This window comes from Dietzia sp. ANT_WB102 (assembly GCF_008369165.1).
GTDB lineage: Bacteria > Actinomycetota > Actinomycetes > Mycobacteriales > Mycobacteriaceae > Dietzia.
This window is the reverse complement of sequence record NZ_VOBA01000001.1, coordinates 142,778-166,379: the sequence shown is the minus strand read 5'-3', so window position 1 is coordinate 166,379 and position 23,602 is coordinate 142,778. Positions and strand designations below refer to the sequence as shown.

General features: G+C 70.5%; 21 protein-coding genes. 12 read left to right on the top strand and 9 right to left on the bottom strand.

Features of this window, described 5'->3' with window-relative positions:
* Nucleotides 1–22: 22 nt before the first annotated feature.
* From FQ137_RS00770 to FQ137_RS00755, 4 genes are all read right to left on the bottom strand, one after another.
* The gene (locus FQ137_RS00770) at nucleotides 23–880 is read right to left on the bottom strand and encodes an alpha/beta fold hydrolase (RefSeq protein ID WP_255583288.1); all 858 of its coding nucleotides are present in this window, start codon (nucleotides 878–880) and stop codon (nucleotides 23–25) included.
* A gap of 107 nt (nucleotides 881–987) precedes the next feature.
* Nucleotides 988–1,503, bottom strand: coding sequence for a phage holin family protein (locus FQ137_RS00765; protein WP_149290701.1), 516 nt, complete (start codon nucleotides 1,501–1,503; stop codon nucleotides 988–990).
* A gap of 81 nt (nucleotides 1,504–1,584) precedes the next feature.
* Nucleotides 1,585–3,552 (bottom strand): acetate--CoA ligase, encoded by a 1,968-nt coding sequence (gene acs, locus FQ137_RS00760; protein WP_149290700.1) that lies wholly within the window; start codon nucleotides 3,550–3,552, stop codon nucleotides 1,585–1,587.
* A 156-nt stretch (nucleotides 3,553–3,708) separates the two neighbouring features.
* Nucleotides 3,709–4,578: a PRC-barrel domain-containing protein gene (locus FQ137_RS00755; protein WP_149290699.1), complete on the bottom strand. Its 870-nt coding sequence runs from the start codon at nucleotides 4,576–4,578 to the stop codon at nucleotides 3,709–3,711.
* 143 nt (nucleotides 4,579–4,721) lie between these two features.
* Between FQ137_RS00755 and FQ137_RS00750 the strand changes: the two genes are divergently transcribed.
* Nucleotides 4,722–5,480 (top strand): oxidoreductase, encoded by a 759-nt coding sequence (locus tag FQ137_RS00750; protein WP_149290698.1) that lies wholly within the window; start codon nucleotides 4,722–4,724, stop codon nucleotides 5,478–5,480.
* A gap of 482 nt (nucleotides 5,481–5,962) precedes the next feature.
* On the opposite strand, the gene FQ137_RS00745 is transcribed toward FQ137_RS00750, so the two are convergent.
* Complete coding sequence (locus tag FQ137_RS00745) at nucleotides 5,963–6,766, bottom strand: HAD family phosphatase (RefSeq protein WP_149292547.1); 804 nt, start codon at nucleotides 6,764–6,766, stop codon at nucleotides 5,963–5,965.
* A gap of 279 nt (nucleotides 6,767–7,045) precedes the next feature.
* On the opposite strand from FQ137_RS00745, the gene FQ137_RS00740 reads away from it, so the two are divergent.
* The 7 genes from FQ137_RS00740 to FQ137_RS00710 all read left to right on the top strand — a co-directional run bounded on the left by FQ137_RS00740 (nucleotide 7,046) and on the right by FQ137_RS00710 (nucleotide 11,830).
* A complete protein-coding gene (locus tag FQ137_RS00740) occupies nucleotides 7,046–8,059 on the top strand; it encodes a chromosome partitioning protein (RefSeq protein WP_255583286.1) in 1,014 nt (337 codons plus the stop codon).
* Nucleotides 8,049–9,233, top strand: a complete 1,185-nt coding sequence (locus FQ137_RS00735) for a TadA family conjugal transfer-associated ATPase (protein ID WP_255583285.1) — start codon at nucleotides 8,049–8,051, stop codon at nucleotides 9,231–9,233. The genes FQ137_RS00740 and FQ137_RS00735 overlap by 11 nt, the downstream gene beginning before the upstream one ends.
* The gene (locus tag FQ137_RS00730) at nucleotides 9,230–10,117 is read left to right on the top strand and encodes a type II secretion system F family protein (RefSeq protein WP_149290697.1); all 888 of its coding nucleotides are present in this window, start codon (nucleotides 9,230–9,232) and stop codon (nucleotides 10,115–10,117) included. The genes FQ137_RS00735 and FQ137_RS00730 overlap by 4 nt, the downstream gene beginning before the upstream one ends.
* Nucleotides 10,114–10,776, top strand: a complete 663-nt coding sequence (locus FQ137_RS00725; RefSeq protein WP_149290696.1) for a type II secretion system F family protein — start codon at nucleotides 10,114–10,116, stop codon at nucleotides 10,774–10,776. The genes FQ137_RS00730 and FQ137_RS00725 overlap by 4 nt, the downstream gene beginning before the upstream one ends.
* A 123-nt stretch (nucleotides 10,777–10,899) precedes the next feature.
* The gene (locus FQ137_RS00720; protein WP_255584091.1) at nucleotides 10,900–11,106 is read left to right on the top strand and encodes a DUF4244 domain-containing protein; all 207 of its coding nucleotides are present in this window, start codon (nucleotides 10,900–10,902) and stop codon (nucleotides 11,104–11,106) included.
* Complete coding sequence (locus FQ137_RS00715; protein ID WP_149292544.1) at nucleotides 11,106–11,465, top strand: TadE family type IV pilus minor pilin; 360 nt, start codon at nucleotides 11,106–11,108, stop codon at nucleotides 11,463–11,465. Before FQ137_RS00720 ends, FQ137_RS00715 begins: the two co-directional genes overlap by 1 nt.
* Nucleotides 11,462–11,830 (top strand): Rv3654c family TadE-like protein, encoded by a 369-nt coding sequence (locus FQ137_RS00710; RefSeq protein WP_255583284.1) that lies wholly within the window; start codon nucleotides 11,462–11,464, stop codon nucleotides 11,828–11,830. Before FQ137_RS00715 ends, FQ137_RS00710 begins: the two co-directional genes overlap by 4 nt.
* A 35-nt stretch (nucleotides 11,831–11,865) precedes the next feature.
* Here the strand turns inward: FQ137_RS00710 and FQ137_RS00705 are convergent, their stop codons facing one another.
* Together FQ137_RS00705 and FQ137_RS00700 are read right to left on the bottom strand one after the other, a co-directional pair.
* Nucleotides 11,866–12,555 (bottom strand): hypothetical protein, encoded by a 690-nt coding sequence (locus FQ137_RS00705; protein ID WP_149290694.1) that lies wholly within the window; start codon nucleotides 12,553–12,555, stop codon nucleotides 11,866–11,868.
* An 89-nt stretch (nucleotides 12,556–12,644) separates the two neighbouring features.
* On the bottom strand, nucleotides 12,645–14,972 hold the full coding sequence (locus FQ137_RS00700) for a DEAD/DEAH box helicase (RefSeq protein WP_188064701.1): 2,328 nt from the start codon (nucleotides 14,970–14,972) through the stop codon (nucleotides 12,645–12,647).
* A gap of 273 nt (nucleotides 14,973–15,245) precedes the next feature.
* On the opposite strand from FQ137_RS00700, the gene FQ137_RS00695 reads away from it, so the two are divergent.
* The 3 genes from FQ137_RS00695 (at nucleotide 15,246) to FQ137_RS00685 (ending at nucleotide 16,991) form a co-directional block, all read left to right on the top strand.
* Complete coding sequence (locus tag FQ137_RS00695) at nucleotides 15,246–15,449, top strand: cold-shock protein (RefSeq protein ID WP_067711447.1); 204 nt, start codon at nucleotides 15,246–15,248, stop codon at nucleotides 15,447–15,449.
* A gap of 88 nt (nucleotides 15,450–15,537) precedes the next feature.
* Nucleotides 15,538–16,125, top strand: coding sequence for a hypothetical protein (locus FQ137_RS00690; RefSeq protein WP_188064699.1), 588 nt, complete (start codon nucleotides 15,538–15,540; stop codon nucleotides 16,123–16,125).
* A gap of 80 nt (nucleotides 16,126–16,205) precedes the next feature.
* A complete protein-coding gene (locus FQ137_RS00685) occupies nucleotides 16,206–16,991 on the top strand; it encodes an NRDE family protein (protein WP_149290692.1) in 786 nt (261 codons plus the stop codon).
* A gap of 79 nt (nucleotides 16,992–17,070) precedes the next feature.
* Here FQ137_RS00685 and FQ137_RS00680 read toward each other — a convergent pair whose 3' ends face one another.
* Both FQ137_RS00680 and FQ137_RS00675 read right to left on the bottom strand, forming a co-directional pair.
* Entirely contained in the window at nucleotides 17,071–18,150 is a 1,080-nt protein-coding gene (locus FQ137_RS00680; RefSeq protein ID WP_149290691.1) for a 2-oxoacid:ferredoxin oxidoreductase subunit beta, read from the bottom strand.
* A 24-nt stretch (nucleotides 18,151–18,174) separates the two neighbouring features.
* Nucleotides 18,175–20,157, bottom strand: coding sequence for a 2-oxoacid:acceptor oxidoreductase subunit alpha (locus FQ137_RS00675; RefSeq protein ID WP_149290690.1), 1,983 nt, complete (start codon nucleotides 20,155–20,157; stop codon nucleotides 18,175–18,177).
* A gap of 422 nt (nucleotides 20,158–20,579) precedes the next feature.
* Between FQ137_RS00675 and topA the strand changes: the two genes are divergently transcribed.
* Complete coding sequence (gene topA / locus FQ137_RS00670; RefSeq protein ID WP_370452280.1) at nucleotides 20,580–23,600, top strand: type I DNA topoisomerase; 3,021 nt, start codon at nucleotides 20,580–20,582, stop codon at nucleotides 23,598–23,600.
* Nucleotides 23,601–23,602 lie beyond the last annotated feature (2 nt).

The following is a 23,602-nucleotide window of genomic DNA, read 5'->3' as shown; positions in this document are numbered from 1 at the left end:
GGTCGAGCGGCGGGAAGACGGCTCAAAGCCGGGTGGTGCGTCTCGCGAAGTCCACGATCAGCCGGGAGGTGGCCTCTGGGGCCTCCATCGCGGGATAGTGCCCGGCCCCCGCGACCAGTTCGGTGGTGAAGTCGCGTGCCCAGGCGGAGGACGCGCCGACGGTCGCCGGCAGGATAAACGTGTCCTCGGCTCCACTGATGCCGAGCACAGGCTGGGATAGCTTGCCCGAGACCGCGCGGCGGAAATCGCGGCCGTCGGGGCGGAATTGGCTCCGCACTATCCAGCGGCGGCTCTCCAGAGTCAAGTGGGCGACCTTCGGGATGAGCATGGCCTGCCTGAGGAGGTCCGCGGAGTCGCGGAAATCCTCGGTGTCGGGCCACGCGGCGCCTGATCGACTGCGGAGCATCGCCTCCACCGCCGCGGCGCCGTCACGGGTGAGACGCCGTTCGGGCAATCGCGGCGCCTGATCGGCGAGCAGGCGCGGGACGAGCGCGCGGCGTTGGGAGCGGTCCAGCAGCGCAGCGCGGCGGGTGGCGAGCGGGTGGGGGGATCCGACGACGACGAGGCCCCGCACCGCGCGGGGCCGGCGGTAGGCGGCGGTCCACGCTATGAATCCGCCTTCGCCCTGGCCGACGATCACAGCAGTGGAGTGACCAAGCGCCCGCACGAGATTGGTGATGTCCGAGGCTAACGTCCACGCGTCGTACCCACGAGGAGGCTTGTCCGAGTCACCGTGTCCCCGGAGGTCGACGGCCACGGCGTGGAATCCGGCTTCTGCCAGCGCGAGCATGGGTGCCCGCATCGTCCACCAGATGCCGCTGAGCCCGTGGATGAGCAGGACCAGCGGCGGAAGTCGGCCCGGCGGGGTATCGACCGGCAACGCCTCGGCTACGTGCAGGCGGATGCCGTTGGCCGAAACGTCACGATGCCGCCACGACCCGTCGATCCTGACGATCGACGGGTCGGGCGGCCTGTGGGCGAAAGTTCTCAGGGTCGCGCGGCGGGCAAGGGCGTCTCGGTGACACGCACCGTGCCGGGGCGGGGCTCGGTGCCCTTGGGCATGGCCAATTTCAGATCCGACACCGAGTCGATGGTGCGCTGCGGCTTACGGATCTTCTTGACCTTGCGGTAACCGAGCAGTCCGAAAACTACGGCCAGCAGGACCAGGACCACGAACACGATGAGGAAGCCCATCCAGTCCCAGGTCTTGGTACCGAACCACATCGAGATGAGCTTGGCCCACATGAACACGAACGGAAAGAACGACATCATGAGGAAGATCAGCGCGGCCACGAAGAACCCGGACCCGGTCGCAGCCTTCTTCACCTGTTCGGTGATCTCGGTCTTCGCCAGTTCGATCTCGGCACGGACGAGCGTCGAGACCTGCGTCGTGGCGTTCTTGACCAGCGTCCCGATACTGGCGTCGCCACGACCGATCGAGTCGGCGTCATGCAGGGGGATCGAGGCCTCAGTCGGCTTGTGCGTTCCCTGGGCGTGGCTCACGGTTGTTCCTCCATTGTCCGGCGACGGATGCACCGTCGTCCATCGTGCCACGACGCGTGGCTGCGTTCACCCGCTACCCGGTCAACCGCGCGTGCCCTTCTCGCGGATCTGGTCCATGATGGTCGGATCCGACAGGGTCGAGGTGTCGCCGCCTTCCTTTCCTTCGGCCAGGTTCTTCAGCAGACGGCGCATGATCTTGCCTGAACGGGTCTTCGGCAGCTCGGGCACGATCGTGATGTCGCGCGGCTTGGCGATCGGCGAGATCTCCCGCGACACCTCGGCGCGCAACTCGGCGATGAGCTTCTGGTGGTCGACCTCCTCGCCGGCACTGGTCCGCAGGATCACGTACGCCACGATCGCCTGGCCGGTGGTGTCGTCGTCCGCGCCGACCACGGCCGCCTCCGCTACGGAGTCGTGGCCGACGAGGGCGGACTCGACCTCCGAGGTGGAGATCCGGTGTCCGGAGATGTTCATGACGTCGTCGACACGCCCCAGCACCCACAGTGCACCGTCGGCGTCCCACTTGGCGCCGTCACCGGCGAAGTAGTAACCCTCTTCGGCGAACCGGGACCAGTAGGTGTCGCGGTACCGATCCATATCGCCCCAGATTCCGCGGAGCATGGCGGGCCACGGTTCGGTGATCACGAGGAAGCCCTGCTCCTCGGCCGCGACCTTCTTGGCGTCCCCGTCCACGACGGAGGCTTCGATGCCGGGAAGCGCTCGCATGGCCGAACCCGGCTTGGTCTCCGTGACGCCCGGCAGGGGCGAAATCATGATCGCTCCGGTCTCGGTCTGCCACCAGGTGTCGACGATGGGGACCCTGCCGCCGCCGATGTGGTCGCGGTACCAACGCCACGCTTCCGGGTTGATCGGTTCGCCGACCGAGCCGAGCAGGCGGATCGAGGACAGGTCGTGTTGGGCGGGGATGTTTCTGCCCCACTTCATGAATGTGCGGATCAGAGTGGGGGCGGCGTAGTAGATCGTGACGCCGTACTTCTCGATGATCTGGAAGTGGCGGTGCTCGTCCGGGGAGTTGGGGGTGCCCTCGTAGACGATGCACTCGGCGCCGTTGGACAGCGGGGCGTACACCCCGTACGTGTGGCCGGTGACCCAGCCTACGTCCGCAGTGCACCAGTAGATGTCCTCGCCGGGCTTGTGGTCGAACACGACGTGGTGGGTGTAGGACGCCTGAGTGAGGTAGCCGCCGGTGGTGTGGACGATGCCCTTGGGCTTGCCCGTGGTGCCCGAGGTGTATAGCAGGAACAGCGGGTGCTCCGAGTCGAAGGCCTCCGGAGTGTGGTCGGTGGACTGGGAGGGGATGACCTCGTCCCACCAGACGTCGCGCCCGTCCGTCCACTCCACGTCGAGGCCGGTGCGGCGGACCACCAGCACGTTCTGGACGGAATCGGCCGGACCGTCGACTCCGTCGAGATTGCCGGCGAGTGCATCGTCGACCCCGGCCTTGAGGGGTGCGGGCTTGCCGCGGCGGAACTGTCCGTCGGCGGTGATGACCACCTTGGCTTCGGCATCGTCGATGCGTGAGCGCAGGGCGGCGGGGGAGAAGCCCGCGAACACGACGGAGTGGGTCAAGCCGAGGCGGGCGCAGGCGAGCATCGCGATGTAGACCTCGGGCAGCAGCGGCATGTAGATCGCCACCCGGTCGCCCGCGACCAGCCCGAGGGAGGTGAGGTAGTTGGCGGTGCGACTGACCTCGTCCTTGAGTTCGGCGTAGGTGATGTCGCGGGAGTCGCCCTCGGGCTCACCGATCCAGTGGATGGCCACCCGGTCGCCGTTGCCGGCCTCGACGTGTCGGTCGACGCAGTTGTGGGCCACGTTGAGTTTTCCGCCGACGAACCACTTGGCGACCGGGGCGTCGGACCAGTCGAGGACCTCAGACCACTCGGTGTCCCAGTCCAGTCGACGGGCCTGCTCATCCCAGAAGGCGAGACGATCGTCCGCTGCGATGTCGTAGAGGTCGGCGTGCGCGTTCGCCTGGGCCGCGAACTCGGGATCAGGAGCAAAGGACGGGACGTTTTCGGGAGCGGACATCGACGGCTCTCTCTCGGAATCAGGTTGCACGGACGGCCGGAATCGTCACGGCAGACGCGACCGGACCAGTGCGTGTGAGCGTAGTCACATGGGATGTGCCGTGTTGGGCAACTCACCCGTCGGGGGGGTGTCGAGGGTGGTCCCGCCCGCCCCCGATCAGCCGCGACCGAGGCCCGTGCTTTTCCCCGCTGTGTCCCCGGACGGCTTACGGTCCGGCGTGGCGGGGTCGGGGCTGGCGGCCTTCGCGGGGGCCGGGACGTCGGCGGGCGAAGGAGAGTTTGTGGAGTTCGTCGTCGTCGACTCGTGGCCGCGCTGTGGCGCCGCGCCCTTTGCCGGGGCCCCCGCCGTGGTCGGAGGGGTCTTCGGCCGGGGCTTGGTGCTGCCGCTCGACGTCTTGGACCCGCTCTGCTCAGCGCCTGTGGAGGCAGTTTCAGCTCCGCTCGGGGTTGTGGCCCCGCTCGATGTATTGGCCCCGCTTGGTGTCTTGGCATCGCTCTGCGCGGCGTCGCTCGTCGTCTCGCGTGCGGTCTGCGTCTTTCCACCGCTCGATGGAGCCTTGTCGGGCGTGCCGGGCATTTCAGCGCCCTTGGGCTTGTCAGTGGTGCCGGGCTTGCCCTCCATCGCCTTGCCCATCTTCGCCTTGCCGTCGCTCGCCGCCGCCTTACCCGCCTCCGTCGCGGACTCGCGTGAGGCCGCCCCACGGAGCCGCGTCGGGGTCTCGATCCCGTAGTACTCCTGCAGCTTCACTTCCTGCTCGGGAGTGAGCGCGTCGTCAGTGTTCTCAGGGCGGGGGGAATCGCGGATGACGGCGCGGGTGTGGTCGACGTGGAGCTCGTTGTCGAGGAGCCGGGCGCCGTGGAGCGGGACGATCGCGTCGGCGGAGAAGATCCCGGTGGCGACAGTCGCGAATGTGGCCTTGCCGCTCGCATCGTCCACATAGATCTGGCGAACGGCGCCGACTTTGGCCCCCGTCGAGTCGAAGGCGGTCGAGTCGAGCAACGCGTCGAGCTGTTCCTTGAGGTTCACAGGGTCCTCCGGGGTCGAGGGGAAGGGACTGAGCCGGGCGCGGGCCCCGACGACTTGAGCTGATTACACCAGCTCGACAACGGTTGAGTCAGCTGAAAATCACCTGTGTCGGCCGATTCGGGTCGGGTGGGTAACCTCGACCCGTGACCTCCGCGACCCCCGACCCGCTCGCCCCGCTTCTGACTCTGCCCGGCGTGGCCGAGGCTGCGGACGCAGCCCGGGCCGCCCTGGCCTCGATTCACCGGCACCCCGCGAACCGACGAGGTTGGCCCACCACCGCCGCCGAATCGGTGTTGCGCGGCGCGCGCGCGTCCGCTGGGGTTGAGGGCGCCTCCGTGCGCTTGGACACCGACACCGAGCCGGATGAGGTGCTCTCTGCCGCGCTGCGGGTCGCCGGCGAACTGACAGGTGAGTCCCTCGACCGCGCCGTCGCGGTGTGGACCCGCTCGCCCCTGCAAGAACTCGCTCATCTTCATCTCCTCGCCGCCTCCGGGGCGGGGGTGGACCCGCAGGGCCTTGGCCGACCACGCTCCGAGCAGGGCGTCGCCGAGCGTCTCCAGGGCCTAGCCGAACTCGTCACCGGTGGCACTCGCGCACCTGCGCCCGTGCTGGCCGCGGTCGTCCTCGGTGAACTCTCGGGGCTCCGCCCGTTCGGGTCCGCGGACGGGATCGTCGCCCGTGCGGCATTCCGGCTGGTCGCGGTGTCCACCGGGCTCGATCCGCACTGCCTGGGCGTGCCCGAGGTGACCTTTTACCGCGACCCCGAGGGCCACCGCGCCGCTGTCGCGGGTTACATGTCCGGAACCGAGGAGGGCGTGGCCGCCTGGCTTCTCCACTGTTGTGGAGCGTTGGAGGCGGGGGCGCGGGAGGCGGTCTCGATCGCCGACGCTGCCGGGGCCTGACAGAGTGCCGCCGCGGCCGGGGCCTGGTCGACCGCAATGCGGCCCGGGCAACCGGGGTGGCGCCCTGACGAGCGAACGGCGGGCCGGCCGAAGCCGACCCGCCAACTCACTGCGGTCCATCGAGAGATCCGGGTACCAAGCGTCCTGTGGTCCGCCGTGTCGCCGGCCCGGGACAACCGTCGGTGACGGCTGGCGCGGACCCACGGCTGGTGTTGCCTCTCGGGCGTCATCCGTCGCGTGGGTTTCCGAATGTCGATGACGGTGAATCTGGCGGGGGGCCGAGACTTCTCTTCCGTCGCGGTCCTAGCGTCGTCAACACCGTGCCCTGAGCATGCCGCCTGAGACCGCCGCGGGGCGATGGTGGAACCCCACAAGGAACGCGGTGAGTCGTGGGGTGGTCCGGCTATCGCCCGATGCCATCAGCCGAGCCCATGATGAAGTGTTGGCGGCTCGTGTCACCGCCTCCGTCTGACGCCCCAGCCCTACCGTGTCGCGTGCCGGGCGGCGCGGGCGAACGATACGGCGGCGGCGCCCACCGCCACGGCGATGGCGGTGACCCCGACGATCGGTCCCGTCGCGCGTTCTAAGGTGGGCAGCAGAGGTGTGGGATTCTCGAACGTGAGGATCGGCCACCCGCGTTGGAGAGCCTCGCGCCGCAGCGCACGGTCGGGGTTGATCACCGTGGGGTGACCCACCGTCTCGAGCATGGGCAGGTCGGTCGAGGAGTCGGAATAGGCGTAACTCGCATCGAGGTCGTAGCCGTAGCGCTCGGCGAACCCCTGGATCGCCTCGGCTTTCCCGGGCCCCTGACAGTAGAACTCGATCTCCCCGCCGTAGCGCCCGTCGGCGTCCCGGTTCATGCGGGTGCCGGCGTAATGGTCCACGCCGAGCATCCGGGCGATGGGCGCCACCAGTTCTTCGCCCGAGGCGGACACGATGACCAGGTCGTGGCCCAGCGCGCGGTGCTCGGCGAGCAGGTCCTGGGCCTCGGAGTACACGGTAGGGGAGACGGTCTCGGTAAGGGCCTCGGTCACGATCCGCTCTACCTGCTCGGGCGCCCACCCCTTGGTGGCGGTCGCCATGGCCTGGCGGACCTTCTGCATTTGTTCGTCATCGGCGTCCGACAGGCTGAAGGCGAGCTGCGTGTAGGCCAGGTCGATCACCGACCTCCGCGACAGTAGACCCTCGCCGAGGAAGGATTTGTTGAACGCGAAGACCGATGAGGTCGCGATGATCGTCTTGTCGAGATCGAAGAACGCGGCGACCCGGCGAGGGCGATGCGACATCCTGGAACGCGTGGGGCGTGTGGCGGACACACCTCAACGATACGGATCTTGTGATGTCCACGCAGATGGGTAATACTGACCGTGCCCGTAATGGGCATCCCCCTAAAGGTGCCCAGTTCCGCCCCCCGAGAACTGGCGCTTTGAGAGACCGCGGCACCCCCCTGCCGCGGTCTCTTGCATTTCCGCGCAATTCCACAGCCCGCTCCCCCTCCACAGGCCGTCGGCCGTGGGCCCCCACGACGCCGGTCACGGCCGGATCGATGGTCGAGGCTGGGCTCCGTGAACACGACTACGAGAGCGCGGTCCGTCACGGTGGCCGTCGCCGACCCCGACCTGGACGCCGATGTGCGCGCCGTGGTGGCCGCTCTGGCCCTGGACCCGGGCACAGTGGGTGGGTCGCCCACCGATGTGGTGGTCACCGATCGTGCGGACGCGGCGACGTGGGCCGGAGGGTCACGCGTCGTACGGGTCGGGTCCGACAGGGAACCGGACGACGACGACGGGGTGGTCCGCCTGCCGTCAGGCACCGGCGATCTCGTGGGGGCGCTGCTCGCGCCGCTGCAGACCAGGTCAGGGCCGTTCATCGTGGTCACGGGCGCGGTGGGCGGCTGCGGGGCCAGCACGCTGGCGGCGGCACTGGCGGTGCGGGCCGCTCCGTCACTCCGGACCCTGCTGGTGGAAGCGGACCCGCACGGCACCGGCCTCGACCTCCTGCTGGGTGCCGAGGGCAGGCCCGGGCTGCGAATCGAGGACGTGCGCGCAGATCTGGGCGGGCCCGATCCGGAAGCCCTGTGGGGCGCGGTGCCGGAGGCGCAGCCAGGGCTCGGCGTGCTGGCCAGGTCCAGGAGTCGACCTGCCGACGCCGACCCGGCCCGCGTCCCCGATGGTGCTCCGGGCGCGGTGCAGGCCCACCGGGCGGCCGGGGGGCTTGTGGTGAGCGATCTCGGCGGTCTGGCCGACGCCGGGCCAGCGCTCGCCGGCGCCGATCTCGTCGTCGTCGCCACCAGGGCCGATATCCAGGGCGCGGTCGCCGCTGGCCGTGCGGTGAGCGACGTACCCGGCGCAGTTCTGGTGGTCCGGGCCGGACGCGGCGACCCCCTGCACGCGGCCGACATCGCCGATTCGGCCGGGGCGGCGCACTGGTATGTCCTGCCCGAGATCGGCGCGGTGCGCCGCGCGGCCGGCGCAGGCGGACTGGGCGACTCTCTGCGCCGCGGCCGGGCGGGCCGGGTGCGGAGACTCGCCGCGGTCGCCGACTCGTTACTGGAGCAGGTGACTCTCGGTGAACGGTGACGATCCGGGCGTGGTCGCGCCTTCCGCCGACCTCGTGGACAGGGTCCGCGCGCGGCTCGCGGGACTGGGAGTGGAGCCCGAGCCGGACGAGGTGGTTCGCGCCGTGAGGGCCGAGTCCGGGGTGCTGCACGGGCACCTCGATCTGCTGCAGACCGCCCGATTGGTCCGCGAGCACCTCGCCGGTGCCGGACCGCTTGAGGCATTGTTGGCGAGCCCGGGGGTAACCGACGTAGTGGTCGACGGACCCGGCCCGGCGCTGGTGGACCGCGGGCGGGGACTGGAGGAGACGGACGTCGTGGTGCCGACCGAGGCCGAGCTGCGGACCCTCGCGGTGCGACTGGCCGGGCGGGCCGGCCAGCGGCTCGACGACGCGCGCCCCTGGGCCGACGGAGTGGTGCGCTCACGAGACGGGATGGCGTGGCGGCTGCACGCGGTGCTGCCGCCGGTGGCCGTGGACGGGACCTGCCTGTCCCTGCGGGTGTCGAGGCCGGCGCAGGCGACGTTCGACCGGCTCGTTGAGGCGGGAACGGTTCCCGCCACCGCTGAGCCGCTGCTGCGCGGTCTGGTCGATGCCCGGGTGGGGTATCTCGTGGTGGGCGGGACCGGCTCGGGAAAAACCACCATGCTCGCGGCGCTGCTGGGGCTCGTCCCAGCGACCGAGAGGCTTCTGTGCGTCGAGGACTCTCCGGAGTTGCGGCCCGCCCACCCGCACGTCGTGCGCCTGGTGGTCCGGCACGGCAACGTTGAGGGCGCCGGCGAGGTGACCATGGCCGACCTGGTCCGGCAGGCCCTGCGCATGCGCCCGGACCGGATCGCGGTGGGGGAGGTGCGCGGCGGCGAGGTCGCTGACCTGCTGGCCGCTCTCAATACCGGGCACGACGGCAGCGCCGGCACCGTCCACGCCAACTCGCCGACCGAGCTGCCGGCCCGACTGGAAGCGCTCGGTGCGCTCGGTGGCCTCGACCGGGCGGCCCTGTCGGCGCAGGTCGCGGCGTCGTTGCGAGTGGTGGTGGGGATGCGCCGGTTACCCGACGGGCGACGGGGGGTCGACTCGATCGGGGTGGTTCGGCGCGGGGTGCACGGGATCGTCGTGGACCCGGCCTGGCGGGCGGACGGGGGAACAGCCCCAGGTCGTGCGGCTCTGGTCGCACTCCTCGAGGAGCGGGCTCCGTGACGGTCGCGCTGCTCCTGGCAGCTGCGCTGCTGGTCTGGCCGGGCGGGGTCGCGGTCGGACGCCTTCGTGCCCTCGGGGCCGACGGCGGCATATCGGGCCGCGGCTCGGGCGTCGGCGGTCGCGCTACCGTCAGCGGTCGTCCGGGGGTCGGCGCGTGGCCCACCGGCGTGCGCAGTGCGCTCGCGCAGGTACCGGCAGGAGTGCTGTGGCCCCTCATCGCGGGCACCGTCGGGCTCATGGGGGCGGGCCCATTCCACGCGTGCGCGGCCGCCGTACTCGGCGGAACTGCTGCTGACCTGTACCGTCGGGCCACCGAGCGCCGGAAGCGCCTCGTGCGGTTGGAAGCGTGGGAGCGCGCTCTCGACGATGCCTCGTCGGCTCTGCGCGCCGGCGCCAGTCCGGGGCGCGCCCTCGGGCAGGCCGCCGACGCGGCGGGGGCACACGACCCGCAGGTGGCCGGGATACTCACCACGGCCGGCTCCCATGCTCGCCTGGGGGGCGACGTCGCCGCAGCCCTGCGTCCGGCGGGCGGTGCAGGTCCGGGCGAAGACCGGGTCGCCGGTGAACTGGCCGGCGCCTGGCTCCTGGCCAACCGGCACGGCGTCGTGCTGGCCGACGTCGTCGACGGACTGCGGGCCGACGTGGCCTCCCGGCGGCAGCGCGCGATCCGGGTGGACGCCACCCTGGCCGGGCCACGCGCCACCGCCGTCATCCTCACCGCCCTTCCCGGACTGGGCGTGCTCCTGGGGTCCGGATTCGGCGCCGACCCCCTGGGAGTCCTCCTGGACGGCGCGCTCGGCGGCGTGTTGTGCCTGGCCGGGGCGGTCCTGCTGGCCGCCGGGCTGCTGTGGACTGACCGGATCGCGGGCGGTGCCGCCCGATGACCGCTGCCGTCCTGATGCTCGCGGCCGCGCTGTGCGTGGCGCCGTGGCGTGCACGTGCCGCCGACAGGGTGGACGAGCTCCGGACTGGGGCCGGCGCACCGCCACCCCGGGTCCGCGGCCGTGCCCGATCCGGCGCCCGGTTCCTGCCGCTGTCGGTGGCCGGTGTCCTCGGCCGGATTGTCCGTCCACGCACCGCCCCCGCCGACACCGGAGCCCTGGCCCAACTGGTGGATCTGCTGGGGGCTGCGCTGCTGGCAGGACTCCCCGCACCCGACGCACTGTCGGCGGTCTCCGACGCGGTCGAGCACACCGACCCTGCCTCGGCACGCCCATTGCGGGCGGCTGCAGCACGGATGCGTCTCGGCGCCACTCCCGCCGAGGCCTGGCGTGAGGTCACGGGCGCCGCCCGGCTGGCCCCGATCGCCTCGGAGTTGGCTCGCGCGACCGACGGCGGCGGATCCGTGCGAGCGGCCCTCGAGCACGCGGCCGGCCGGCTGCGCTCCGAGGCCGACGCCACAGCCATGGCCCGCGCCGAGCGGGCTGCCGTCCTGGTCGCAGGTCCTCTTGGCCTGTGCTTCCTCCCGGCGTTTGTGTGCCTGGGAGTTCTCCCCGTCGTGGTGGGACTAGCCGACGGGATGCTGCCGGGAGTCCTGCCGTGAGCGGACCCGCCGGCCACACCGATTCCGGGGCGGAGACGCCGACCCGGTCACTGAAGAAGGAGAACGCAGATGAACACGCACCTCACCAGCACGACGGCCGCCCGGATCATCGCCGCCCCCGGGATGGCGGCCATCAGGGCCCGTGCAACGCTGTCCCGGCGGTTCAGTTCCGTGAGCAAGCGGGATGCCGGCATGTCGACGGTCGAGTACGCCGTGGGCACTATCGCCGCGGCGGCATTCGGCGCGGTCCTCTACACCGTGGTCAGCGGCGATTCGATACCCGACGCGCTCGGCGGGATCATCGAGCAGGCGCTCAACACCTCGGTGTGATGATGCTGCGGTGGCACCGCGCGGCGACGGCCCGCGACGACGGGTCGGTGACGGTGGAGGCCGCCCTGGGCATCGCCTCACTCGTCGTGGTGATCAGCGTCGCCGCCGCCGGGGCCGCCGCGGCGCTTGCTCAGATACGGGTTGTCGATGCGGCACGGGAGGCGGCGCGGGTGGCGGCCATGTCCGGGCCGGCCGACGGGGTATCGGCTGGCCGGGCCGTGGCATCCGACGCCGAGGTATCCGTGGACGTCGGCGGACCGTACGTCACCGCCGTAGTCGTGGCGCCGGCGCGCGGGCTCCCCGGCGTCGAGCTCCGCGGCCGGGCCGTCGCGCGATCAGAACCGGGGGTGGTCGGATGACAGGCCGCAGCCGGTGGCTGCGGGTCGTCGGCGACGACAGGGGCGCCATGACCGTCATGACCGCCTTCGCCGTGGCCGCAGTCCTGGCCCTGACAGTGGCGGTACTTATGGTGGGCCGGGCGTCGGCGGCCGCGCACACCGCCCGGGCGGCAGCCGACCTCGCCGCGCTGGCCGGGGCGCACGCGCTGCGGGCGGGCGAGCCCGCGTGCACGGTCGCGGACCGGGTCGCCGGAGAGAACCGGGCACGTCTCGGGGCGTGCGTCATCGACGGCGTCGACGTCGTGGTGCGGGCCGAGGTACAGGTCGACCTCGGGGTGGTCCGTTCGCGGTCGGCCGTGGCGGTCGCCCGGGCCGGGCCGGCGTGAGGCCGACCCGTCCCGGGAGCGCAGGCCCGGCGTCGTTACTCCGCCAGGATCCAGTTGCCGCAGAACATCGATGTGAACACGGCATCTGATTCCAGAATCGTGACCGTCAGTGACGGGGCCGCCGAGACCGTGGCACTGTCCAGGATATTTCCCCGGGAATCAGCGCGTTCCCAGGAACAGTCCGACACCGGTTCCCGGATCGTGTAGGTGCCCGCTCGTATCTCCTCGCCGACCAGGAACCTCCCGGTGCCGAACTCGGTGGCCAGTGCCTTCTCGAACCTTCCGGCGCGGGCATCGTCGAGGACCTGCTGCTGGTCGGGGCACAAGGTGGGGACGATGACCGTCTCCATCACCTCCGGGCGGAGGTCCCCCTCGGGCCACTCCGCATTGCCGACCCCCCACACGTCGTGGACGAACTGGGCCGACGACAACGCAGGGAACCGGGCGTTTCCCTTGGTTTCGCCGTTTCGAAGTGTCTCGCAGATATCCCTGTGGTGCGCGTATGCCTGCTCGTCGGCTCCGTTTGAGTACGGCTCGTACGCTGCCGCCCACGCCTCGTACCGGCCCCGCTCGTCACCGGGGGTGGACGTGGACGTGGCCGTGTCGGCGGAGGGGTCGGGGACCGCGTCGTCGGTCGCGGGCTCCGCCCCGCAGGCGGTGAGCGCCCCGCAGGCGACGAGCGCCGAGCTGGCGAGGGCGAACCGCAGGGCCTCCATGGTGCGCATAGAGCGAAGGTAACCCATCGGGCGCCAGGACACGGACGGATCCGTGCACCGCAATTGCCCAGGCGGGGCCGACGAGGACTGGGAGGAGATCAGACCGCCCGGAGTTGTCCCACCACCTCGGTGAGCAGCGCGATCGCGCCCGGCTTGGACAGGGGGTCGTTGCCGTTGCCGCATTTGGGTGACTGGATGCAGGAGGGACAGCCGGACTCGCACTCGCAGGAGCGGATCGCGGCCAGTGTCGCGCCCAGCCACGAGGTGGCGCGCCGGAATCCGCGCTCGGCGAATCCCGCACCACCGGCGTAGCCGTCGTAGACGAACACCGTGGGTAGTCCGGTGTCCGGGTGCAGGGCGGTCGACACCCCACCGATATCCCAGCGGTCGCACGTCGCCACCAGTGGCAGCAACCCGATCGCGGCATGCTCGGCCGCGTGCAACGCGCCCGGCCAATCCGCCTCCTCCAGCCCGGCGACCCGCAGCAGCTGTGGGGCGAGCGTGTAGATCACGGCCCGCGTGGCCAGCGTCGTCTCGGGCAGATCCAGTGGGGTCACGTCCAGGATCTCGCCGCCGCGCAGCCGTCGTTGGTAGCCGGTGACGCGGGTGGTCACCTCCACGTCGGCCAGCGAGAGTGTGACCGGGCCGGCGGGCACCGACTCCAGGGTGTCCACCAGGTCGATCGACACCTGCTCGCGCGCACTGGTTGTCCACTCCGGCACCTCCGGGTGACACAGCGCGAGGCCATCCTCCAGGTTCAACTCGTCCACAACAAACGACTCGCCCTGGTGCAGGTAAAGCGCCCCCGGATGGACCTGGGAGCGGGCACGGACGGAGTCGATCGTGCCAAGCATGCGTCCGTCGGCGGCGTCGACGATCACCACCTCGGCCCCGCCCGTGCCGCGGATGTCGACCTCGGTGTGCGGGTTGTGGTCGTCGGCGGCCGGGTACCAGCCGGCCGGCCGACGCCGCACCAGCCCGTCGTCGGCGAGCCGTTCCAGCACTTCGGTGGCGCCCCACGCCCGGGCCTCCTCGTGAGACATCGGCCGCTCGCTCACAGCACACCGCAGCTGCCCGGCCAGGAGAACCGGGTTGCGGGGATCGGTGACGGTTGCTTCGACCGGGCGGCCCAGAAGCGCCTCGGGGTGGTGGACCAGGTAGGTGTCCAGCGGGTCGTCCCGTGCCACCAGCATCACGAGCGCGCCCTGCCCGCGACGCCCGGCACGTCCGGCCTGCTGCCAGAACGAGGCGATGGTGCCCGGGAAGCCGGCGCTGACCACGGCGTCGAGCCCGGAAATGTCCACGCCCAGCTCAAGCGCCGACGTCGACGCCACCCCCACCAGCTCCCCGTCGGCGAGGCCGCGCTCGAGGGCGCGGCGGTCGTCGGCGAGGTACCCGGCGCGGTAGGCGGCGATCCGTCCGGCCAGTTCGCGGCCGCGGGCGCCATGCTCGGAGGCCAACCGTTCGCGGGCGCGCAGCGCGGTGGACTCGGCGCCAGCCCGGGACCGGACGAAGGTCAGGGTCCGCGCGCCCTCGGCGACGAGGGTGGCCATCAGTGTGGACGCCTCGACCGGCGCGGGCCGCCGGACAGGGGCCCCATGTTCGCCGGACAGGCCCTCCATCAGCGGCGGCTCCCACAGGGCGACGGTCCGCCCGCCCTGTGGAGAGGCGTCGTCGGTGACCTCCACGCAGTCGCGGCCGACCAGAGTGGTCGCGGCGACGCCGGCGTCCGAGGTGGTGGCCGAGGCCAGGATAAATGTCGGGGCAGCACCGAGCGCCCGTGCGAGGCGGTCGAGCCGGCGCAGGACGAGGGCGACGTTGGAGCCGAACACGCCACGGTAGGAATGACATTCATCGACGACGACAAAACGGAGCCCCCGAAGAATCCGAGTCCATTGCCGGGCCCTGCCGAGCAATGACAGGTGGAGCATGTCGGGATTGGTGACGATCCATCTGGAGTTCTCCCGGATCCAGGGTCGGGCATCGGTCGGGGTGTCACCGTCGTAGGAGGCAGGTGCCACGTGGGAGAGCGCGGGCACGGCGTCCACCAGTGAGATGACAGACGACAGCTGGTCCTGCCCGAGGGCCTTGGTCGGGGCCAGGTACAGCACGCAGGCGTTGCGGTCCGCCGCGAGCGCGCTGAGCGCGGGCAGTTGGTAACCGAGGGACTTGCCCGACGCGGTGCCCGTCGCGACCACCACGTTGCGGCCGGCGTGGGCGTGTTCGGCCGTGGCCACCTGGTGAGCCCACGGGCGGTCGACCCCGCGGCCGCGTAGCTCGTCGGCCAGACCGGGGTGAGTCCAGGAAGGCCAGTCGTCATACCGGGCGTCGCGGGCGGGCAGGTCCACGGCATGTGTGAGCGGCGACGGCCCGGCCGGCATCTGCTCGAGCAGGTGGCCCAGGAGTTCGCGTCCGTAAGTCGTCACCCCTCGACCGTAGAGGGAGCGCGGCGTTCTGACCGCCTCGCCGGGTGGGAGCGCGGGCAGCCGCCGCGGGTGGGGGCGGCCGGCGGGCGGCAGCGAATTCCCGTCGGGTGCGAGCGTCCTGCCCCGGATCTGTTCTCCTCCTGCTGCCGTCATGGTGTACTGGAGCCGGTCGTCATCACCGTCCGCGGGCAGCCGCGGCCGGGGTCGCCGGCCCGACACGCGTGGCCATCCCGCGAGTCGCACCTGGCAGTACGGAAAAGGAACGCATCAGATATGGCACAGGGCACCGTCAAGTGGTTCAACGCGGAGAAGGGCTACGGGTTCATCGCCCCTGAGGACGGATCCGCCGACCTCTTCGTCCACTACTCCTCCATCGAGGGCTCGGGCTTCAAGTCGCTCGAGGAGAACCAGCGCGTCGAGTTCGAGGTCGGCGAGGGGCAGAAGGGACCGCAGGCCCAGGAGGTCCGCGCCATCTGACCGATCCGGTCGATCTCGGCGAGGCCCCCACCGCACGCGCGGGTGGGGGCCTCGCGATGTGTCGGGGGTCGACCGTAGGCTTTCGTCCGTGACGCAGCTGTCGTTCTTCGCCGCGGACGACCACGTCCCGGAGCCCTCGGATCTAGAGGGGGCGTTGGCCGCCCGGGGCCAGTCCACCCTGGCGGGCGGGCTCGCTCAGGTGTCCGTCGCCCTCGACGCGGCCTGGCGGGCGGACGCTCTGGAGATTCTCCTGGCTGAGGCGGGTCTCGAGCCGGTTCGCTCGGATGCGGGTCCGGACGGCCGGTGCACGGTGTCCACTGCACGAACCCCGGCCCTCGTCCCGGTCGTACGCCGGTGGCGGCGTGGCGCCGTCACCGCGGTGCCGGAGGGATGGACGCCCTCCGCCGGTGCGCTGCGCCTCTGGGTTCTCACCGCTGGCCGCAGCACGGACGGGGGAGCGGTCGAGCTGGGCATTGACGCCGTGGCGGAGCACCATGCGCCCCGACGTGACGCGCTCCGCGCAGCCCTGGACCGCGTCGGGATCCGGACGACGTATGTCGGCCCCAAGGGCGGTGGGCCGCTGCTGCGGCTCGGCACGGCGCGCGCCCGCGCGCGACTGGCACAGAGCATTGGCCCTGCGCCCGCCGGCGCGCCCCCGGAGCACTGGCCCGGTTAGTGCCGCGGCGTCCCCGCTAGGTCCGTGTTGTGGCCGCGGGGTTTGCGCTGCGTTGACTCCGCCGGAAGTACCGTGGGGGTATGTGCATGTTGGTCATCGCCCGCCGGGTCCACCCCCTCTACCCGCTGATCGTGGTGGCCAACCGGGACGAGGTCCTGAGTCGGCCGACCGAGCCGTTGCACGAGTGGGTCGCCGACCGGGACGGGGTCGGGGGCGTCGTCGCCGGCCGGGACGTGTCCGCGGGCGGGACCTGGCTCGCCGTGGCACCGGGTGGACGATTCGCGGCGGTGACCAACGTGCGTGAGGCCGGGCCTTCGCAACCCGCCCCCGCATCCCGTGGCGAGCTGCCGCTCGATGCGCTCACCGGGCCGGTGCCCGTCACGGAGTTCGCCCACCACGTCGTCGACGATCTCGACCGCTACGGGCCCGTGAACCTCCTGGCCGGTGACCTGGACCGGATGTGGTGGGCCTCCAACCGCTCCACGCGCGGCCCATTACCGCTCGGGATCGGCGTTCACGGGTTGTCGAATGCGTCCCTGGACACTCCCTGGCCGAAGGTGGTGGGCGCGGTCCACGATGTGCGGGCGCTCATGAGCACCGACGCGATGACGGGCCCGGAATGGTCAGAGACGCTGCTGGATGTGCTCGCCGACCGCCGGCCGGCATCCCCGTGGAAGATGCCGCGCACGGGCGTGCCCCTCACCCACGAATGGCGACTGTCGTCGCGGTTCGTCCGCCTCGGTCGCCAGTACGGCACCCGGTCGACCACCGCCGTACGAATTGACCAGCACGGCACGGCCGACGTGGTGGAGCGCACGTGGGACGCCCGTGGACGCGTTACGGGGACGGTCACCGAGCGCATCTGACCTGGTGACCGCCCCCGCGGGCGGGTGTGTCGGCGCCGTTGACGCGGCGAGGGGCGCGCCCCCGTCCGCGACGACGGCCCTAGTCGACGGTCCAGGTGTTGGGGCCGTCGAGCAGGGCCTGCAGATCGCTGGTGGCAGTCTCCTTGGCAGCGGCGACCTGGCCGCGGGCGAGGTCGTCGTAGGTGTCGCGTCGCACCTGCCGGATGATGCCGGTGACCGTGTACTCGAGGTCCTGGCTGGACAGTGTGGCCAGGGCGTGAGCGTAGGTGGGGTCGTCGGTGTAGGCGTCGTGGACGATGATGTCTGCCTCGTCCACGTCCGCGGTCGCGGCGACGGCGAGAGAGAAGCCGCGGCGGACGACGCAGTGCTGTCCCTCGTCGCCGAACACGATCTTCTCGCCGTGGCGCACCGGGATGAGGTGGTCGGCGGCGTCTTCCTTGCGTAGCAGGTCGAACGAGCCGTCGTTGAAGATCGGGCAGTCCTGCATGATCTCCACGAAGCTGGTGCCGCGGTGGTGGGCGGCAGCCTCAAGGACCTCGGTGAGCCCCTTGCGGTCCGAGTCGAGAGCGCGGGCGACGAAGGTGCCCTGGGCGCCCAGGGCCAGCGACAGGGTGTTGAACGGGTGGTCCAGCGAACCCATCGGGCTGGACTTGGTGATCTTGCCCGTCTCCGAGGTCGGCGAGTACTGCCCCTTGGTCAGGCCGTAGATCCGGTTGTTGAACAGCAGAATGTTCATGTTCACGTTGCGGCGCAGCGTGTGGATCAGGTGGTTGCCGCCGATCGACATGGCGTCACCGTCACCAGTGACCACCCACACCGACTGGTCGGGACGGGCGGTGGCCAGCCCGGTGGCGATCGCCGGGGCGCGGCCGTGGATCGAGTGCATCCCGTAGGTCTCGAGGTAGTACGGAAAGCGGCTCGAGCAGCCGATGCCGGAGATGAACGTGATGTTCTCGCGCTTGAGGCCGAGCTTGGGCAGAAGGGCACGGATGGTGGCCAGGATGACGTAGTCACCACAGCCCGGGCACCAGCGCACCTCCTGGTCAGACGTGTAGTCCTTTGGCTTCTGCGGTGCCGAGCCCTCGGGGGCCTTGGGCACCGAGGCCAGGGCGTCGAGCGGCAGCGGGCTGCCGACGAGTCCGGAATCGGTGGGGGTCATGGGGATCCTCTCCTCGCTCGCAGGTCAGCGGGTTCGGTTGGCGGTGGCGGTGCCGGTTGCGGTGTGGCCGACCCGAGGAGCGGGGGCCGCGGGCTCACCGGTGGTGGTGATGACCCCGTCGAGCGCCAAGCGGTACTTGTCGTGCTCGGTGTGGGTCAGGCGGCCGGCGAACTCGGCCTCGATGGCGGTCTGCAGCTCTTCCGCGGAGAAGGCCATGCCGTGCACCTTCGTGATGGGCTGGATGTCGGCGGGGAACCGGGCCTTGAGCAGCATCGCCAGCTGGCCCAGGTTCATCTCCGGAACCAGGATACGCCGGTACTTCCCGAGCACGTCGGCGATGTTGTGGGGCAGGGGATTGAGGTGACGCACGTGCGCTCGGGCCACGCGGTGACCGTTGGCACGGGCGCGGCGAACGGCCTCGCCAATGGGCCCGTAGGACGAGCCCCAACCCACGACCAGCACGTCGGCGTCGTCCGTGGGGTCGTCGACCTCGAGGTCCGGCACGTCGATCCGCGCGATCCGCAGCGCGCGGGTCCGGGTCATGAGGTCGTGATTCTCCGGCGTGTAGGAGATGTTGCCGGTGCCGTTGGCCTTCTCGAGCCCGCCGATGCGGTGCTCGAGGCCCGGCTCACCCGGGACCGCCCAGTCGCGGGCGAGGGTCTGCGGGTCGCGGGCGTACGGCAGGTACGCCGGGGCGTCCTCGCCTTCGGGCGCGGTGGCGAGGTTCTTCTCGATGGCCGGCAGCGTGGAGACCTCGGGCAGCAGCCACGGTTCCGAGCCGTTGGCGATCGCGCCGTCGGACAGCACGATGACCGGGGTGCGGTAGGTGACCGCGATGCGGGCGGCCTCGCGCGCTATCTCGAAGCAGTCGGCCGGCGACTGCGGGGCCACTACGGCCACGGGCGATTCGCCGTTGCGGCCGAACAGGGCCTGCAGCAGGTCGGACTGCTCGGTCTTGGTGGGCAGACCGGTCGAGGGTCCGCCACGCTGGACGTCGATGACCACCAGTGGTAGTTCGGTCATCACCGCCAGCCCGATGGCCTCGGACTTCAGCGCCAGGCCGGGGCCGGAAGTCGACGTCACGCCGAGTGCTCCGCCGTAGGAGGCGCCCAGTGCCGCGCCGATCCCGGCGATCTCGTCCTCGGCCTGGAACGTGGTCACGTCGAACTGCTTGAGCTTGCTCAGTTCATGCAGGATGTCGGAGGCCGGGGTGATGGGGTAGGTGCCCAGGAACACCGGCATCTCGGCGGACTTACCGGCGGTCACCAGCCCGTAGGCCAGGGCGGTGTTACCGGTGACCTGGCGGTAGCGGCCCGAGGGCAGCTTGGCGGGGGCGATCTCGTACTCCGAGGCGAACGCCTCGGTGGTCTCTCCGTAGTTCCAGCCCGACCGCAGCGCGAGGATGTTGGCCTCGAGGATGGCCGGCTTCTTGCCGAACTTGTCGGAGAGGAAGTTCTCAATCGAGTCGACCGTGCGACCGTACATCCACATGAGCAGGCCCAGCGCGAACATGTTCTTGCAGCGCTCGGCGTCCTTCTTGCCGATGTCCACACTCTCGACCGCGCCGATCGTCAACGTACTCATCGCGACCTCGTGCACCTGGAACGCCTCGAAGGCCGGCGACCCCAGTGGGTTGGACTCGTAGCCGACCTTGGTCAGATTGCGCTTGGTGAACTCGTCGGAGTTGACGATGAGGATCCCGCCCGAGGGGAGGTCGTCGATGTTGGCCTTGAGGGCTGCCGGGTTCATCGCCACCAGAACATCGGGGCGGTCACCGGCCGTGAGGATGTCGTAGTCCGCGATCTGGATCTGGAAGCTCGAGACACCGTGGATGGTGCCCTGGGGAGCGCGGATCTCGGCCGGGTAGTTGGGCTGGGTCGCCAGGTCGTTACCGAAGGCGGCGGCCTCGGAGGTGAACTGGTCACCGGCGAGCTGCATACCGTCACCCGAGTCACCCGCAATGCGGATGACCACCTTGTCCAGCTTGGTCTTGGACGCATTGCCCACCGGTGCTGACCTCCAAAAAGTCGTGATGAGTCGGGGCGTGTCGTGGGTCCCGTACGGCCATCGACGGTACGCCGATTCCGGCGCAACCCGCGGCCACGACCGAATTGCCAAAACTGTAACAGGTTGCAATAGCGGAACGTGATCGCTACTCGGCACTATAGACCGATCGGTCTATCAATGTCACTCGCGCCCGGTCAGTGCGGGGGACGACGTCGAGTCCGGAATCGGCGGAGTCAGTACATATAGAGGTGATTGCGGGAACCCGGGCAGCGGAGCGCCGGGGGGCGGCGGGCGGTGCCGCTCACCCCCCGTGGGGTCGATCACGGGGTAACGCGCGTTTCTCGTCGGGGGCATCTCTCCTGGTATGAATTCCTATAGAAGGGCCCCGGCACGCGTACCGTAGCCGGGACCGGACGCCGGTGATGGGCGTCGGCGACGGATCAGCGCAGGTTGGGAGCACTCCAGTGGCGAGCAAGAAGGCAGCATCGGGCGGCAAGCGGAGCCTGGTGATCGTCGAGTCCGCCACCAAGGCGCGCAAGATTCAGCCCTACCTGGGCTCCGACTACGTGGTCGAGGCATCGGTCGGACACATCCGCGATCTACCCAAGGGTGCTGCTGACATCCCGGCCAAGTACAAGAAGGAACCCTGGGCGCGGCTCGGCGTGAACCCGGACCACGACTTCGAACCCATCTACGTCGTCAGCGCCGACAAGAAGAAGAAGGTCGCGGAACTCAAGAAGCAACTCGCCGGGGTGGACCAGCTTCTGCTGGCCACAGACCCCGACCGCGAGGGCGAGGCGATCGCCTGGCATCTGCTGGAGGTGCTCAAGCCCAAGGTCCCGGTCAAGCGGATGGTCTTCCACGAGATCACCAAGCCGGCCATTCTCGCCGCCGCCGAGAACACCCGCGAGCTGGACACCGACCTCGTCGACGCCCAGGAAACCCGTCGTATCCTGGATCGGCTCTACGGCTACGAGGTCTCCCCGGTGCTGTGGAAGAAGGTCATGCCGCGGCTGTCCGCAGGCCGCGTGCAGTCGGTGGCCACCCGCGTCATCGTCGAGCGCGAGCGCGAACGCATGGCGTTCGTCGCCGCCGACTACTGGGACATCACCGCGACCCTGGCCACGCAGCAGACCGCCGGTGGGGACGCAGGTGAACCGCGCAGCTTCACAGCCCGACTCTCCGCCGTCGACGGCGCCCGGGTCGCGCAGGGCCGCGACTTCGGCCAGGACGGTCGCCTGAAGACCACCGGCGCGGCCAAGGACTCGGTCATCCTCGGGGAGTCGGCGGCCCGGGCGCTGGCTGACTCGCTGAAGGGTGCCGATTTCGTCGTCGACTCCGTCGAATCAAAGCCCTACACGCGGCGCCCCTACGCGCCGTTCATGACCTCCACGCTCCAGCAGGAGGCCGGGCGCAAGCTGCGGTACACCTCCGAGCGCACCATGCGGATCGCGCAGCGGCTGTACGAGAACGGCTACATCACCTACATGCGCACCGACTCCACAACCCTGTCCGAGGGCGGCATCGCGGCCGCCCGGGCGCAGGCCACGGAGCTCTATGGCAGCGAGTACGTCTCACCCACGCCGCGGCAGTACACCCGCAAGGTCAAGAATTCGCAGGAGGCCCACGAGGCCATCCGGCCCGCCGGAGAGACCTTCGCTACCCCCGGGCAGCTCCACAGTGTGCTCGACGCGGAGGAGTACCGCCTCTACGAGCTCATCTGGCAGCGCACCGTCGCCTCGCAGATGGCGGACGCCCGCGGCACCACCGTCAGCATTCGCATCAGCGGTGACGCCGGCGACAACGCCTCCGGGTACGCGCGCGCCACCTTCGCAGCCTCGGGTCGCACCATCACTTTCCCCGGTTTCCTCAAGGCCTACGTTGAGGCCACCGACGAGTCCTCCGAGTCCACCGACAAGCCGATGGCGGACGACGCCGAGCGGCGCCTGCCCCGTCTCGACGAGGGGCAACACCTCACCGGCGCCGACCTGATCGCCGACGGCCACACCACCAGCCCGCCGGCCCGCTACACCGAAGCGAGCCTGGTCAAGGCGATGGAGGAGATGGGCATCGGACGCCCGTCCACCTACGCCAGTATCATCCGCACCATCCAGGACCGCGGGTACGTCTACGTCCGCGGCAACGCGTTGGTGCCCAGCTGGGTCGCGTTCGCCGTGGTCGGACTTTTGGAGCAGAACTTCGGCAGGCTGGTCGACTACGACTTCACCTCGCTCATGGAGGACGAACTCGACGCGATTGCTGAGGGGCGCGAGAACCGTGACGACTGGCTACGGCGCTTCTACTTCGGCGCAGCAGAGGGCTCCGGCGACGAGAACAACGCGAACTACGCCGTGGGTCTCAAGAACCTCGTCGACGTCAACCTCGAGGCCATCGACGCCCGCAGCATCAACTCGATCCGCGTGTTCGACGACGCCGAGGGGCGTCCGGTCCACGTCCGGGTAGGACGCTACGGCCCGTACCTCGAGCGCATGGTGACCGGTGACGACGGCGCCGAGGAGTCTCAGCGCGCCAACCTTCCCGAGGGGATGAGCCCGGACGAGCTCACGCTCGAGGTGGCGGAGAAACTCTTCTCCACCCCCCAGGACGGCCGCCCGCTGGGCGTCGACCCCGAGACCGGACACGAGATCGTGGTCAAGGACGGGCGCTACGGCCCCTACGTCACGGAGAAGCTGCCCGAGCCCACCGACGCCGAGAAGGCCGAATGGGCCAAGAAGGTCCTCGCCGAGGCCGAGTCGGAGAAGGAGCGTATCGTCGCCGAGCGCGACGCCGCGATCGCCGCCGCCGCGGACGACGACGCCAAGGCCGAGGCCAAGAAGGCCGCGACCAAGGCCAAGGCCGCCGTGACCCGCCGGGCGAAGAAGGAGGCGGAGAATCCGACGGGGCCGAAGCCCCGCACGGGCTCGCTGATGCAGTCCATGGAGCCGGCGACGGTGACGCTCTCCGACGCGCTCAAGCTCCTGTCGCTGCCCCGCGTCGTGGGCGTCGACCCGGCGAGTGGCGAGGAGATCACCGCTCAGCTCGGCCGCTACGGGCCGTACCTGAAGAAGGGCACCGATTCCCGCACACTCGAGTCCGAGGATGCGGTCTTCACGGTGACGCTCGACGAGGCGGTGAAGATCTATTCCGAACCCAAACGTCGGGGACGGCAGGCCGCCGCTCCGAAGGCACTGCGCGAGATGGGGATCGACGAGGTCTCCGGCAAGCAGATGCTGGTCAAGGACGGACGCTTCGGCCCGTACGTGACCGACGGCGAGTCCAACGCTTCGCTGCGCAAGGGGGACACGGTGGAGAGCCTCACCGATGCGCGTGCCTCCGAGTTGCTCTCGGAGCGGCGGGCCAAGGCCCCGCCGAAGAAGACACCCGCGAAGAAGGCCTCGGCCCGCACGTCGCCGGCGAAGAAGACGGCTGCCTCGCGCCGCTGACG